At 51.6% G+C, this 13,294-nt stretch carries 16 protein-coding genes; 7 read left to right on the plus strand and 9 right to left on the minus strand.

Features of this window, described 5'->3' with window-relative positions; translation table 11 throughout:
- Positions 1–42: 42 nt before the first annotated feature.
- Entirely contained in the window at positions 43–387 is a 345-nt protein-coding gene (locus tag ACQKDS_RS07740; RefSeq protein WP_399668466.1) for a Grx4 family monothiol glutaredoxin, read from the plus strand.
- A gap of 64 nt (positions 388–451) precedes the next feature.
- Here the strand turns inward: ACQKDS_RS07740 and rnt are convergent, their stop codons facing one another.
- The 5 genes from rnt to ACQKDS_RS07765 all read right to left on the minus strand — a co-directional run bounded on the left by rnt (position 452) and on the right by ACQKDS_RS07765 (position 4,394).
- Positions 452–1,132: a ribonuclease T gene (gene rnt, locus ACQKDS_RS07745; protein ID WP_399668705.1), complete on the minus strand. Its 681-nt coding sequence runs from the start codon at positions 1,130–1,132 to the stop codon at positions 452–454.
- A 75-nt stretch (positions 1,133–1,207) separates the two neighbouring features.
- Positions 1,208–1,615 (minus strand): lactoylglutathione lyase, encoded by a 408-nt coding sequence (gloA, locus tag ACQKDS_RS07750; protein ID WP_399668463.1) that lies wholly within the window; start codon positions 1,613–1,615, stop codon positions 1,208–1,210.
- Positions 1,616–1,761: 146 nt separating this feature from the next.
- Positions 1,762–2,859, minus strand: a complete 1,098-nt coding sequence (locus ACQKDS_RS07755; protein ID WP_399668460.1) for an alkene reductase — start codon at positions 2,857–2,859, stop codon at positions 1,762–1,764.
- 87 nt (positions 2,860–2,946) lie between these two features.
- Positions 2,947–3,552: a TetR/AcrR family transcriptional regulator gene (locus ACQKDS_RS07760; protein ID WP_399668457.1), complete on the minus strand. Its 606-nt coding sequence runs from the start codon at positions 3,550–3,552 to the stop codon at positions 2,947–2,949.
- A gap of 200 nt (positions 3,553–3,752) precedes the next feature.
- A complete protein-coding gene (locus ACQKDS_RS07765; protein ID WP_399668454.1) occupies positions 3,753–4,394 on the minus strand; it encodes an NAD(P)-dependent oxidoreductase in 642 nt (213 codons plus the stop codon).
- Positions 4,395–4,534: 140 nt separating this feature from the next.
- Here ACQKDS_RS07765 and ACQKDS_RS07770 point away from each other — a divergent pair, with 140 nt between their 5' ends.
- The 4 genes from ACQKDS_RS07770 to sodC all read left to right on the plus strand — a co-directional run bounded on the left by ACQKDS_RS07770 (position 4,535) and on the right by sodC (position 7,439).
- Positions 4,535–5,464, plus strand: a complete 930-nt coding sequence (locus tag ACQKDS_RS07770; RefSeq protein WP_399668451.1) for a LysR substrate-binding domain-containing protein — start codon at positions 4,535–4,537, stop codon at positions 5,462–5,464.
- 20 nt (positions 5,465–5,484) lie between these two features.
- The gene (locus ACQKDS_RS07775) at positions 5,485–5,724 is read left to right on the plus strand and encodes a DUF1289 domain-containing protein (RefSeq protein ID WP_399668448.1); all 240 of its coding nucleotides are present in this window, start codon (positions 5,485–5,487) and stop codon (positions 5,722–5,724) included.
- Positions 5,725–5,816: 92 nt separating this feature from the next.
- Positions 5,817–6,713, plus strand: a complete 897-nt coding sequence (locus tag ACQKDS_RS07780) for an aldo/keto reductase family oxidoreductase (protein WP_399668445.1) — start codon at positions 5,817–5,819, stop codon at positions 6,711–6,713.
- A gap of 204 nt (positions 6,714–6,917) precedes the next feature.
- Positions 6,918–7,439: a superoxide dismutase [Cu-Zn] SodC gene (gene sodC, locus ACQKDS_RS07785; RefSeq protein WP_399668442.1), complete on the plus strand. Its 522-nt coding sequence runs from the start codon at positions 6,918–6,920 to the stop codon at positions 7,437–7,439.
- 7 nt (positions 7,440–7,446) lie between these two features.
- Here the strand turns inward: sodC and ACQKDS_RS07790 are convergent, their stop codons facing one another.
- The 3 genes from ACQKDS_RS07790 to ACQKDS_RS07800 are packed head-to-tail and all read right to left on the minus strand — an operon-like array spanning position 7,447 to position 10,593.
- The gene (locus ACQKDS_RS07790; protein ID WP_399668438.1) at positions 7,447–9,486 is read right to left on the minus strand and encodes an FUSC family protein; all 2,040 of its coding nucleotides are present in this window, start codon (positions 9,484–9,486) and stop codon (positions 7,447–7,449) included.
- 3 nt (positions 9,487–9,489) lie between these two features.
- Positions 9,490–10,353, minus strand: a complete 864-nt coding sequence (locus tag ACQKDS_RS07795) for an efflux RND transporter periplasmic adaptor subunit (RefSeq protein WP_399668434.1) — start codon at positions 10,351–10,353, stop codon at positions 9,490–9,492.
- 3 nt (positions 10,354–10,356) lie between these two features.
- The gene (locus ACQKDS_RS07800; RefSeq protein ID WP_399668431.1) at positions 10,357–10,593 is read right to left on the minus strand and encodes a DUF1656 domain-containing protein; all 237 of its coding nucleotides are present in this window, start codon (positions 10,591–10,593) and stop codon (positions 10,357–10,359) included.
- 181 nt (positions 10,594–10,774) lie between these two features.
- Here ACQKDS_RS07800 and slyA point away from each other — a divergent pair, with 181 nt between their 5' ends.
- Positions 10,775–11,209, plus strand: coding sequence for a transcriptional regulator SlyA (gene slyA, locus ACQKDS_RS07805; RefSeq protein WP_399668428.1), 435 nt, complete (start codon positions 10,775–10,777; stop codon positions 11,207–11,209).
- A 96-nt stretch (positions 11,210–11,305) separates the two neighbouring features.
- Here slyA and ACQKDS_RS07810 read toward each other — a convergent pair whose 3' ends face one another.
- Positions 11,306–11,773 (minus strand): glycine zipper 2TM domain-containing protein, encoded by a 468-nt coding sequence (locus tag ACQKDS_RS07810; protein ID WP_399668425.1) that lies wholly within the window; start codon positions 11,771–11,773, stop codon positions 11,306–11,308.
- Between the two features lie 367 nt (positions 11,774–12,140).
- Here ACQKDS_RS07810 and anmK point away from each other — a divergent pair, with 367 nt between their 5' ends.
- On the plus strand, positions 12,141–13,262 hold the full coding sequence (gene anmK / locus ACQKDS_RS07815) for an anhydro-N-acetylmuramic acid kinase (RefSeq protein WP_399668422.1): 1,122 nt from the start codon (positions 12,141–12,143) through the stop codon (positions 13,260–13,262).
- The last annotated feature ends 32 nt before the right edge of the window (positions 13,263–13,294 follow it).

The raw sequence follows: 13,294 nt of genomic DNA on the forward strand, positions 1-13,294 counted from the left end.
GATGCATGTTGTAGCCATGATGTGGCTTGAGGAAGCAATAAAATGACGACGATTGAAAAAATTCAGCAACAAATTGCTGAGAACCCGATCCTGCTGTACATGAAGGGTTCACCAAAATTACCTAACTGCGGCTTCTCAGCCCAGGCTGTTCAGGCATTATCGGCCTGCGGTGAGCGTTTTGCTTACGTTGATATTTTGCAAAACCCAGACATTCGTTCTGAGTTACCGAAGTACGCCAATTGGCCAACTTTCCCACAATTGTGGGTTGACGGTGAATTGGTCGGCGGTTGCGATATTATTATCGAGATGTATCAGCGTGGCGAATTGCAGCCGTTGATTAAAGAGACGGCAGAGAAGTACAAACAGCAAGAAGACCAGCAGTCTTAATCGCGGTTGATGTTAATGATAACGGGTGGCACGGGGTAATCCCTATGCCGCCCGTTTTTATTGTTCAGTCTTGGTTATCGATGGCTAAGGGCCAGCCGCCAAGGCGTTTCCAACGGTTGACTAACTCGCAGAATAGCAGAGCGGTTTGTTCCGTATCATACAACGCTGAGTGAGCTTGGCTACTGTCAAACTGCATACCGGCGGCGATACACGCTTTTGCCAGCACCGTTTGCCCTAATACCAAGCCGCTTAACGCCGCCGTATCAAAGGTGGCAAACGGATGGAACGGGTTGCGTTTCAACCCGGCACGCTCCGCGGCTGCCATCAGAAAACTGTGGTCGAAGTTGGCGTTGTGCGCCACGATTATCGCCCGGTTGCACCCTTGATCCTTAATACCTTTACGCACAGCCTTGAAGATAGCATGCAGTGCATCATATTCACTCACTGCGCCGCGTAAAGGATTACTCGGATCGATGCCATTGAACGCTAGCGCTTCCGGTTGCAGGTTCGCGCCTTCAAAGGGTTCGACGTGGAAATGCAGCGTTTCGTCCTGTTGCAACCAGCCGTCTTCATCCATTTTTAACGTGACGGCGGCAATTTCAAGTAACGCATCGGTGCGCGCGTTAAAGCCAGCGGTTTCTATATCTATTACTACGGGATAAAACCCACGAAAACGACCACACAGGGCGTTAAGATCACTTTTTTCGGCCATCAGTTTCTTATCTTCATCGAATGCAGCGCGTATTATGGCAAATTTCACGCCGAGTTGCAGGGAGTTATCTCGCGGGGATAAAGAAGGGCGCAGAAAGCGCCCTCAATACTAATTACCTAAGCCGTGGCCGGCATGCTTGTTTTCAATCAGTTCAATTTTGTAACCGTCGGGATCTTCAACAAAGGCAATGACGGTGGTGCCGCCTTTTACTGGCCCGGCTTCGCGGGTGACGTTGCCGCCTGCGTTACGGATGCGATCGCAGGTTGCGGCGACATCGTCAACGCCGAGCGCCAAGTGACCAAATGCAGAACCCATTTCGTAACTGTCGACACCCCAATTATAGGTCAGCTCAATCACTGCGCCTTCGCTTTCATCGGTATAGCCTACAAACGCCAGTGAATATTTGTATTCGGTATTTTCACTGGTACGTAGTAAGCGCATGCCTAATACCTTGGTGTAGAAGTCGACGGAGCGTTGCAGATCACCGACACGGAGCATGGTATGGAGTAAGCGCATAATTTCCTCTGATTGCAGATTTTGCCGAGCTTGGCGGCGTAGAGAGTAAAGCTAAAGCAGTATAACGTTGTCGGATAAAGGAATTCAACGTGCGGCGAGGCACTTTCACCACGGCCGGTAACGGATACCGGCCGTGGCGCCAGCGCTTAGAGCGTTGGGTAGTCGGTATACCCTTCGGCACCGCCGCCGTAGAAGCTTTCTGGTTTAGGTTCATTGAGCGGCGCGTTTTGTTGCAAACGCGCTAACAGATCGGGGTTGGCGATATAATCGCGGCCGAAGGCAGCGGCATCAATAAAGCCTTTATTGATTAACGTCTCTGCTTTTTCCGCCGTGTAGGCACCGGCACCAATAATCACGCCGCTAAAACGGGCACGTACCGCATCACGGAAGGCATCGGAGTAAGGTTTGCCACCCGCCCAGTCAGGTTCTGAAATGTGCAGGAAAGCGATATTGCGCTTGTTCAACTCCTCCACCAGATACAGCGCTGCGTCTTCCTGATCTTCGCCGTTATCCAAGCCGTTGAATGGGCCAAGCGGTGAAATGCGAATGCCAATATGTTCCGCACCCCATTCGTTAATGCTGGCGTCAACCACGTCCAGTGTCAGACGGGTACGATTTTCGATGTTGCCACCATATTGATCGGTGCGCTGGTTAGACGCGGGGGCCATAAATTGATGCAGCAGATAACCGTGCGCTGCGTGCAGTTCAACGAAATCGAAACCAGCATCACGTGCGTTGGCGGTTGCCTGACGAAAATCATTGATGATGCCAGGAATTTCCTCTGTTTCCAGCGCCCGAGGCGTGGAAGTAGGTACCCGAACCCAAGCACCAGCTTCATCACGTACCGTCGTTCGCGTATCGGCATTGATAGCGGACGGCGCTACCGGGGACTGCTGGCCTGGTTGCAGGCTGTCATGTGAGATACGTCCAACGTGCCACAACTGCACGGCGATATGGCCGTTCTTATCATGTACTGCCTGCGTGATATTTTTCCAGGCGGCAATCTGCTCGGGGGTGTGTAAGCCTGGCGCGCCCGCGTAGCCTTTGGCTTGGAAAGAAACCTGTGTGGCCTCGGTGATAATCAAGCCTGCACTGGCACGTTGTGCATAGTACTCGGCCATCATTGGCGTCGGAATATCACCGGGTTCCGTGCTGCGAAGACGCGTTAGCGGAGCCATGAATACGCGATTGGGTAGTGTGATGTTGCCCACGTCAATCGGGGTGAATAGTTTTTCAATTTTCATAATGCATCCTGCTTTAATAGACCGGTCGTCTAGTGATTGGGTGATAAAAATACAATGACAACGCTACGCTCAATCAGGGGAGTGCGGTTACGGTTGAACCGGACGCAGCAGTCGCTCAATACTGTCTAACGCGCAGGTTAGCGGCGCCACGGAACGGCGTATTTTGGCGCGTAATGATGCGCCTAACCACAGGGCGTACAGTGTTTCTGCGGTAGCGCCTGAGTTTGAGGCGATCGACAACGACCCCTCAGCGATGCCGCGTTCTATGGCACTTTGCAAGCGGCTCACCACGCGAGAGGTGCCGGTGTCCAACGCGTGTCGCATCGGCTCCGACAGATCGCTCACCTCGGCCGATAACTTGACTGCCAAGCAGGAATTATGGCATTCACTGTCACAATGATAGCTGATGGCTTGCGCATAATAGCTTAAGAGCTGATGGCGTGCATCGTGGCGAGTATCAGCAAACAGTGCCTGCATTTGCACATCATAATTTTCAAAGTAACGCTGCAGCATGGCTTCACCGAAAGCTTCCTTTGAACGGAAGTAGTGATAAAACGATCCCTTTGGCACACCGGCGGTAGCCAAGAGCTCGCTTAACCCCATACCCGTAAAGCCCAGGCGCAGGCTTAGGCACTCGCCAGTAGCAAGCAGGTGTTCACGTGTGTCAGTGTTGCAATGTGTATGTTTAGTCATAATAGGTCTGAGAATAATAGACCAATCGGTCTAGGTCAAGTCAGTTAACGCCTTGGGTGCTAAAACACAGAGTAATGTTAGGGACATCAACGTCTGGCTGAATGTGAACGGCAGACCGATGCAAGCCCGCTGATGCTCATTTATGACCAGCGATAAGAGAAGGGGGGGCCGGCTGCACGACGGTGCAGCCGGAAGAGGTATCAATATGCGGCGGTGAATTGCGCGTTGATAAACTGGGGGTTTTCGATCTCGTCGATGATGGCGACGGCCAAGTCTTCAACTGAAATGCTGGCGGGTGCCTGACCGTTCATCAACAACTTATTCGTGCCTAGACGGAACTGGCCAGTGCGTTTGCCGGATTCTAGCAGCGCAGCCGGTGACAGATAAGTCCAGTCTAGCGAGTCTTCGTGCTGCAATTTATTACGTAAATCACGCACGGCTTTTGCGCCGGGGCGAATATTCTCGGGGAATTCTGGTGTATCGACCAATTCAACGCCCGGAGCGACTTCCAGGCTGCCTGCGCCACCTACCACCAACAACCGCTTCACCCCCGCGCGTTTTACCGCATTCAGGATATGTTGCGTGCCGACGACCGTCTTCTCATACAGATTGTCTTCACTCCACCCTGGGTTGTAGGCGCTGATGATTGCATCCTGCCCATTCAGTTGCGTTGCCAGCCAGTCGGTATCGGCAACATCGCCGAGCGCAATATGCAAGTTGGCATGTTCGGGCAGATCTTTTTTCTGTCGAGCGATGGCTGTGACATGGAGACCGCGTGATAACGCCTCGTCGACGACGCGGCGGCCAACAAAACCTGTCGCGCCAATAATGGTGACTTTCATTTTTCTGCTCCTGTGAAATTGCGTGTCATTATCAATTATCGAACAAAAATGTCCGGTGTGATGAATACACTGTAGTACTTAACAATGGGGTTGATTAGTGCCATATTCATACTTTCTTGATTAAGTAAAACTTCATAATCATGGATAAACTCAATCGAATGGCGGTATTTGCCGTGGTGGTGGCTGAAGGTTCATTGGCCGGGGCTGCTCGGCGGTTAGGCGTCTCTGCGTCTGCGGTGAGTCAGCACATGCGCGCATTGGAAAAGGCGCTCGGCGTGCCGCTATTGCACCGCTCCACGCGTCGTTTGGCACTGACTGAGGCGGGAGAGGCATTTTATCCCGGCTGTGAAGCCATGCTGCAACAGGCTCGACAGGCGGAACAACGGTTGGCTGAGCTACGTGACACGTTGGTGGGCGAACTGCGCATTGCAACGACTGTCGGCATTGGTGCTGGGCCGCTGGCGGAGGCGTTGTCCCCATTGCTGCTGTCCCATCCCAAGTTGACACTGCGTATTCTGGCTGACGATCGGGTGATCGATATGATTGAGCAACGGGTGGATATTTCACTGCGTGTTAATCGTCAACTGGCTGATGCCAGCATGATTGCCCACCCGCTAACCGAATGGCCGATGGTACTCTGCGCCGCACCACGTTATCTCACTCAGTACGGCGTGCCGGAAACGCCGCAGGATTTAGTGCATCACCGTTGGATCACCGGTGACAATCCTGGCTTTCATCTTGACTTACATCATCATTCCGGCGAAGTGTATAAGCTACGCCGAACGGAAGGGCAAATTATCAGCGGCAGTATGACGGTCATGCGAGCATTTACCCAGATTGGCCTGGGGATCTCGGCTCAACCGCTGTATGAGATTAGCGATGAATTGCGCAGTGGGGCGTTAATTGCATTATTGCCCGCATGGCGGCCTTCCGCCTATCGGTTACACGCTTTGACGCTAGAGCGCGCAATGCCGGAGAAAACGCGCCAGGCGTTACGCTATTTACGTGACTATTTTCGTCGTATTGCGGAAAAGCCACTTGCCATTGAGGGGGATGACGTCTTCAATTAAATGAGGATGTAGGAGGTTTTGTGGCGCAGCAATTAGAGTTTTTCGACATTCCCAGCCCGTGTCGTGGCATTTGCCAGGCCGATGAGCGCGGCTTCTGCCGTGGTTGCTTGCGGAGCCGCGAGGAGCGTTTTGGTTGGATGCAAATGAGTGACGCGCAAAAACGTGACGTTTTGCGCTTGTGTCGCCAGCGGTTACTGCGCCTACAACGTGCCAATAAACAGCCTGATGACCCCCAGCCAGAACAGCCCTCGTTGTTTTAAACCGCAGTGAGTTAGAGGTACGTAACGGCATGCGTTTCCCTAAACGGTAGGCTTGTGTATGCTGATGGCAAATCATATCACGAGGTCTGAAGATGGTTAATCGTATTCAACTGGCACCGCAGGGGCCGGAATTCTCTCGCCTGGTTTGCGGTTATTGGCGTTTGATGGAGTGGGGCATGTCGGCGCAGCAATTGCTGACATTTATCGAACAACACCTCGAATTGGGGATTACCACGGTTGACCATGCGGATATTTATGGTGGCTACGCGTGCGAACAGGCATTTGGTGACGCGGTACGGCTAAAACCGTCAGTACGTCAGGCGCTGGAGCTGGTCAGCAAATGCGGTATTGCGACCACGGCGAAACCGGGTAATCCGATTGGTCATTATATTACCGATCGCCATCACATCATCAGTAGTGCAGAGCAATCGCTCAAAAACTTGCAAACCGATTATCTCGATGTGCTGTTGATCCATCGTCCCGATCCGTTGATGGCGGCTGATGATGTCGCCGAGGCTTTTGTGGCGCTGCATAAAAGCGGCAAAGTACGCCATTTCGGCGTGTCTAACTTTACGCCTGCACAGTTCACCCTATTGCAATCACGTCTGCCATTTTCACTGGTGACCAATCAGGTTGAAATTTCGCCGATTCATCAGGACACATTGCTGGATGGCACGCTGGATCAATGCCAGCAATTGCGTATCAAACCGATGGCGTGGTCTTGCCTGGGTGGCGGCAGTTTAGTTAATCATACTGAGTTCCAAACCTTACGGGATGAGTTGCAAACCGTCGCTGAGGAAGTGGGGGCGGAAACCATCGAACAAGTGGTTTATGCCTGGATAATGCGTTTGCCAGCAATGCCACTGCCCATTATCGGCTCTGGCAAGATAGACCGTGTGCGCTCAGCGCTGAAGGCGCAGACACTGACACTGAGCCGCGAGCAGTGGTTCCGTATCCGTAAAGCCGCGTTAGGCTATGACGTGCCGTAAGTTCAGCCGTTCCAGCGCCGTCAGGCGTTGGAACCGGGAATGGCATGGACTGCTTAAAAAAGGTTAAGTGTCGTCATCAACGTCAAATCCCCGATTATTGCCCTTTCCCGAATCCGTTAAGTCATACTGTGAAATGTCGCGCAGCAGTGTGGCAGCATTCCCCTATACTGAAAGTTTCGTAATGGAATCCGTGGAGGTTTTTGTATGAAACATTTTTGGTGTGCGGCTGTGGGCTTGGTGGCCTGCGGCATTGCTCAAGCAGCCACGCAAGACGTTGACATGCATCTGGTGACGGCACAGGGAGTTGGGCAGGATATTGGCAAGGTGACAATCAATGAAACGCCGTATGGCCTGTTATTCACGCCGCAACTCAAAGCGTTACCGGCAGGCGTGCATGGTTTTCACGTTCATGAAAACGGCAGTTGTGAACCGGCGATGAAAGCGGGCAACGCCGTCGCTGCATTAGCGGCCGGCGGGCACTATGATCCGCAAAAAACAGGTGAACATCTTGGGCCTTATGCCGAAGGGCACTTGGGCGATTTACCGGCAATTTATGCGGCCGCTGATGGTGTGGCGAGTGATCCGGTATTGGCGCCGAGGCTAAAAAAATTGAGTGAAATTGAAGGCAAAGCGTTAATGGTGCATGTTGGCGGTGATAATCACGCCGACCATCCCAAACCGCTCGGTGGTGGCGGCGAGCGTTTTGCCTGCGGCGTGATCAAATAATTGTGTCTTAATGTGAGCCTGCTGGTTCAATTAAGCGCTTATCTTCCGGCGGCGATATGGCTTGCTGTAATTGTTGCAGCGAGCAGTAAAGCCGCCAAATCAACCCGGCCAGCTCGCGTGCCGCTGGTTCAGGATGCTGAGCCAGCGCTTGGCTGATGCGCTGCAGCTCTTTCAAGGTGGTATCCAATGAACGTTGCTGAACCCCCTGTTCCGTCATGATGCCACGTAAACAGCGGATACAAACGTGACGTACTGCAGAGAGCGGATCGGAGCGGGTTTGCCAGTCGCGTAATTGCCAAACGATATGGCTACAATTAAGCAACACGACCCCCCAACGCAGCAGCCAAGTGCGGGATTCCTGATCCTGGCTTTGATTAAGTTGGCTGATGCGGTGATAAATTAGCGATTCAAATTGACTTTGGTTTTGCTGTGGTTGCTCTTTGAGTTGATCGATAAAATCATGCCGTAGGGCGCGAATAATACGCCGACTTTTGCGTTTATCGGAGCTTGGCCGCAGCGTTTGGAAAGCCAGCCCGGCCAGTAGCACCCCCGCCAATTTGCCGAGATTATCATTGAGGAATGATTGGTAATCGTAACTGGGGGGATTGGTAATGGTGAGAAATGACCCCATAAACACGATCAGTTGCCCCCATAGCGCTGCGTAGGGTGGGTTTTGCAGTTTCATCATTTGCATGGTGATTAATACCGGCAGCAAGAAAGTGCAAAAAACCCAGAAATCGTCGATTTGAATCATCAGGCCGAATTTCACCACAAAGCAGGCGATGGATAGCACAACAATCGCTTTTAATAAGGTAGTGATGCTTTTAATCGGTGATGGCGTGGAGGAATAGAGGACGCAGCTGATGGCGGTTAGCGTTAGTGCGGCGCTACCGGCTTCCCACTGCGTGTTGATCCAATATGCGCAGCCAATGACAATACACAAAAAGGTGCGCAGTCCGTTATAGGCTGCTTCATAGCTGTCGGTGTGGCGCGCCAATGCGGTAACGCGCGGCACCGGGATGGCAACCATCGGTGAACTGTTTTCCAGCCGTTGCAGCCAGCGGCTGGCATCAAGATAAAGCCAACAGAAGTGCCGCAGTCGCAGCCAGAATGCGCGGTGACGATAATCCGCCGCGTCTGAGGGCGCAATTAACTGCAAAATCTTTGCCAGACGATATTTATTGGTGTGCGGGTCACCCAGTTCGGTCAGGATTTGTTCCAATGCCGGAGCCAGATTGGCTGGGCGCTCGGGCCAGTTAAGCAACATGCGTCGCAGGCTGGAGATCACGCTGGTGATACGTAACTGCTGGTGCAGCATGTAGTTAAGCAGGTTATTTTGTTGACGAAGCCGGTAATGGCTCCAAAATGCCTGAATACGCAGCAGGTTCATCGTCAGGATCTGGCCGATCACCCCTTCATGTGAGGTGCGCATCTGCCGTGTGATTTCAGGTTGCCATAGCATAGCGGCGTGCTCTAACAGCCGCAAATGCATGCGGCGCAGCGAAGTCAGCAGCGCGTCGCCGTCTGAGGTGCTGGGTAAGATCATCATCATAAACCCGCCGCATAGAATGCCGGTGATGACCTCACACACGCGAGCCTGCGCGATATCAAAAATATGTTGGGGATCGGTGACGTTGACGGTACTAAAAGCGATGATGGCGGCGGTGTAGCCCGACAGGGCAAAAGAATAAGAGACATTATTTTGAAAATGGTTGGCGATGTACGTGCATAACCCCATCCAACCGGCAATAAACAGCGTGAATAGCCACGGATCGTTCAAACAGTGACCGGCAATCGCTACTGAGGCCGCTGCACCAACCAGGCTGCCAATAATACGGCCGATGCTTTTGCTGATCACGCCGCCCACGGTTGGGAAACTGACCACGGCGGCTGATGTCAGTGCCCAGTAAGGTTCGTCGAGATTAAGCGCAAAGGCAACCCACAGCGCCAGACACATCGCGACAGAATTACGCACCGCATATCGCCACTGGCCGCGGGTGGCTTTCCCCCAAGGCAGGCGCTTCCATTCAAGAAATTGCAGATTCACTGATTAGCCATTCTGATGAATTGAAATGGTACAAGTGGTGCCAGCAACCAAAGGTAAATCACTGGGTACGTTCAGCAATTTTATCCGTACCGGTACCCGTTGTGCTAAACGTACCCAAGGAACATTGGGTTTAACATCCATTAATAAATCATCACGGCTTTCTACGCTTTGATCATAAATCGCACGCCCAATGCTTTCGACTTGGCCCTGTAATGGGGTATTGCCGTTATATAAAACAATGCTGGCTTTGTTACCTTGCTTAATATGTTTTAGCTTAGTTTCCTCAAAATAACCGAGCACATAAAAGGAGTGCGCATCGACCAACGCCACCAAGGGTGTCCCCGCGGTGGCGTAGTTACCGGTTCGCGCTTGCAAATTAGTGATATAGCCGTCGGTGGGGGCATATAATTGCGTTTTGCTTAAATTCCATTTGGCCTGTTCGACATTTGCCTGCGCGACTTTATAGGCCGCCTCCATCGCTTTTGCAGCTAAATTGGATACATCCATATCCTCAGCGGAAATAACGTTACGCGGTAAATGGCGCCGACGCGCCGCTTCGTGTTCTGCCTTCGCCATATCCGATAGCGCTTTTGCCAGCGCAGCTTCAGCATTGTCTAACGCTATCTGAAACGGTGCTGGATCGATACTGAAAATCAGACTTCCCGCAGAGATGTATTGATTGTCATGAACGGTTATTTTATTTAATCTTCCAGAAACTTCTGGTGTGATATTGACCAGTTCAGCACGCACTTTACCGTCGCGCGTCCAAGGTGATTGCATATAATAATTCCATAGCCACCATCCGGCGCAAACGGCGAGCGCACAAACGATAACCGTTGAAAAATATTTTAAGGTTTTATACTTCATAGGTTACCAACTTGCTAAAAGCCATAAAGCACCGCTGACGGCAATGACGAAAATGGATAAATCCATCAGCATAGGGTGCCAAATCTCGCCTGAATAAATCCAGTCACGTAACAGGCGATGTATCAACAGCCAAAAAAACAGGCCGAGCAAGAAAGCCTTAAATATCGGCGGAAAATAGAGCGATGCACCTAACACTAAATCAGCCAACGGCGATGCGGTGTGCGACCATGAGGTATTCACATCAACAATCTCTAAAGGTAAATATGTTGGATATTTGCATAGTAAATTAACAATAACTGATAAATTTGCTGGCGAATTCTACAATATACATTATATACATTTGTGTTTTTAATGTGATTTACCCACAATAGTCTACGCTTCTGGGAGGTAATGTTAGCATGCTAATTATAAGGGGGGTTAAGTGGAATCGACATTAGGTTCGGATTTAGCACGATTGGTTCGTGTTTGGCGGGCGCTCATCGACCATCGGCTCAAACCGTTGGAGCTCACACAAACGCATTGGGTTACGTTACACAACATTAATCGCTTGCCACCTGAGCAGTCACAGATTCAGTTGGCGAAGGCAATTGGTATCGAGCAACCTTCACTGGTTCGTACACTGGATCAACTGGAAGAGAAGGGGCTGATTACTCGCCAAACCTGTGCTAACGATCGGCGGGCAAAGCGCATTAAACTGACCGAAGAGGCCGAGCCGATTATTCGTGAAGTGGACAGTGTGATTACCTCAACCCGCGGTGAGATCTTGAGCGGTGTGTCGCCTGATGAAGTTCAGTTGTTGGTTAGCCTGATAGATAAGCTTGAACAAAACATTATCGAATTACAAAACAAACAATAATTTTTTCGTTTTTCTGGGTCACTGCTTTTACTACAGCATCAGATACAAAACCGGAGGCTATGCCTCCGGTTTTTTCATTATAATGTTTGGCCGATTTTACAGCGGAGAGACGGTAATTGTTCCACCTGAGCGTGCCATGCGTACACGTTGGCCTGGGGTAAACTTAGTCGGGCCTGCTTTCTGCACCACAATGATGTTGTCGCCTTTTTTGTCAGGGCGGATTTCCAGCTCGACGCCAGCAGTATTACCTGCAGCGTTACCAATTTGATCGCCTGCTACGCCACCGGCTACAGCGCCCGCCGCGGTTGCCAAGCTGCGCCCCGTGCCACCGCCGATGGTGTTACCAAGGAAACCACCGATCACCGCGCCACCAATGGTACCGAGCATATTGGAGCCACCTTCGCCGGCTATTTTAACCGGACGTACGGAAACCAAGGTGCCGTAGCTTGCTTGTTGTACCTGTTTTGCTTGGGAGGCGGAATAAACATCACCAGACATGGAGTCATTAGCGCAACCAGCCAGAGAAAGTCCAGCGATAGCAACAACAATAAGACGTTTGATCATATAAAACTCCTGATTTTTGTATTCCATAACCTGGCCGTCATTCCAGGCGTGATTCAGTGAACATTAGACAGAGTATGGCTCAAAGACCGCTATATCACCATTCTGTGTCACTTTAGCCAGCATACTGTTACGCCGTTCAACCAATAGTAAACGGTGGTTTAAGTTTATGACAGTGTTCGATAATAATACGCTAAATGTTGAGGGTTGGTTTAGCCATTCAGCAACTTGGTCATTATCGACCCAAAATCAACACGCCGCTCACAACCGTAGGAACAAACCATCATAATTCATGGCGTTAATAGCCTAATTCTGGTTTATTTATCAGGATAGAACTTTAATCTGCCCTGATGGGCCAAAGGATCACGTTATGAAGTCAGGCCGCTATATAGGTGTGATGTCCGGCACCAGTCTGGACGGGATCGATGTGGTGTTAGCCGCTATCGACGGACGTATGGTGGCGCAACAGGCCAGCTACAGCCATCCGATGCCTATCCAATTGAAAAAAGATATTCTCGGTATGTGTCAGGGGCAAGCAACCACGCTGTCTGCTATTGGCCGCTTGGATGTGCAGCTTGGCACGCTGTTTGGTGAAGCGGTGATGGGGTTACTGAGGCAAACGGGCGTACCGGCAAGTGAGATTACCGCCATTGGTTGCCATGGTCAGACCGTTTGGCACGAACCGGATGGCGATGCGCGTTTCTCTATGCAGCTTGGGGACAATAACCGTATTGCCGCATTGACCAGCATTACCACCGTTGGGGATTTTAGACGCCGGGATATGGCCTACGGCGGGCAGGGTGCGCCGCTGGTTCCCGCGTTCCATCAGGCCTTGTTGGCGCATCCGACGGAGCGGCGCATGGTACTGAACATCGGCGGCATCGCTAATCTTTCTCTGCTGTTGCCGGGCGTTCCGGTACGCGGCTTTGATACCGGGCCGGGGAATATGTTGATGGATGCGTGGGTGTGGCGCCATCGTCAACAACCGTACGATAAAGACGGTGCCTGGGCGATGACGGGGCGGGTGTGCCTGCCCCTGCTGCAAAAGATGCTTGCCGATCCCTATTTTTCCTTGCCTGCGCCCAAAAGCACGGGCCGTGAATATTTCAATATCAGTTGGCTTGAGCAGCAGTTAGCGTTAACGCCAGCAATCAGCGCGGTGGATATCATGACCACGCTAGTAGAATTGACGGCGGTGACCATTTGCGAACAAGTTTTGCTGGCCGGCGGTTGCGAACGTTTGCTGGTCTGCGGCGGTGGTGCGCGTAATCCTGTTTTGATGGCGCGTATGTCAGCGCTATTACCGGGGATTGAAGTCAGCTCAACCGATGATTTCGGTATTAACGGTGACGATATGGAAGCGTTGGCGTTTGCCTGGTTGGCATGTCGAACGTTGTCTGGTCAGCCGGGTAATTTGCCTTCGGTAACGGGCGCCAGCCGTGAAACGTTGCTGGGTGGGATTTTTCCGGTTTTCCCATCGTCAGCAGGTTAGCTCTGTTAGGATAGGCGAGAGTGATGGACGAG

The sequence above is a fragment of the Serratia sp. NPDC078593 genome (genome assembly GCF_050268245.1).
Lineage (GTDB): Bacteria > Pseudomonadota > Gammaproteobacteria > Enterobacterales > Enterobacteriaceae > JBNNGK01.

What these genes read in the sequence shown, in the direction of transcription:
- ACQKDS_RS07755 (WP_399668460.1), bottom strand. Translation starts at nt 2,859, where the DNA reads ATGAAAATTGAAAAACTATTCACCCCGATTGACGTGGGCAACATCACA.
- ACQKDS_RS07795 (WP_399668434.1), bottom strand. Translation starts at nt 10,353, where the DNA reads ATGAAGTATAAAACCTTAAAATATTTTTCAACGGTTATCGTTTGTGCG.
- ACQKDS_RS07765 (WP_399668454.1), bottom strand. Translation starts at nt 4,394, where the DNA reads ATGAAAGTCACCATTATTGGCGCGACAGGTTTTGTTGGCCGCCGCGTC.
- anmK (WP_399668422.1), top strand. Translation starts at nt 12,141, where the DNA reads ATGAAGTCAGGCCGCTATATAGGTGTGATGTCCGGCACCAGTCTGGAC.
- ACQKDS_RS07780 (WP_399668445.1), top strand. Translation starts at nt 5,817, where the DNA reads ATGGTTAATCGTATTCAACTGGCACCGCAGGGGCCGGAATTCTCTCGC.
- sodC (WP_399668442.1), top strand. Translation starts at nt 6,918, where the DNA reads ATGAAACATTTTTGGTGTGCGGCTGTGGGCTTGGTGGCCTGCGGCATT.
- ACQKDS_RS07740 (WP_399668466.1), top strand. Translation starts at nt 43, where the DNA reads ATGACGACGATTGAAAAAATTCAGCAACAAATTGCTGAGAACCCGATC.
- ACQKDS_RS07760 (WP_399668457.1), bottom strand. Translation starts at nt 3,552, where the DNA reads ATGACTAAACATACACATTGCAACACTGACACACGTGAACACCTGCTT.
- gloA (WP_399668463.1), bottom strand. Translation starts at nt 1,615, where the DNA reads ATGCGCTTACTCCATACCATGCTCCGTGTCGGTGATCTGCAACGCTCC.
- ACQKDS_RS07810 (WP_399668425.1), bottom strand. Translation starts at nt 11,773, where the DNA reads ATGATCAAACGTCTTATTGTTGTTGCTATCGCTGGACTTTCTCTGGCT.
- ACQKDS_RS07770 (WP_399668451.1), top strand. Translation starts at nt 4,535, where the DNA reads ATGGATAAACTCAATCGAATGGCGGTATTTGCCGTGGTGGTGGCTGAA.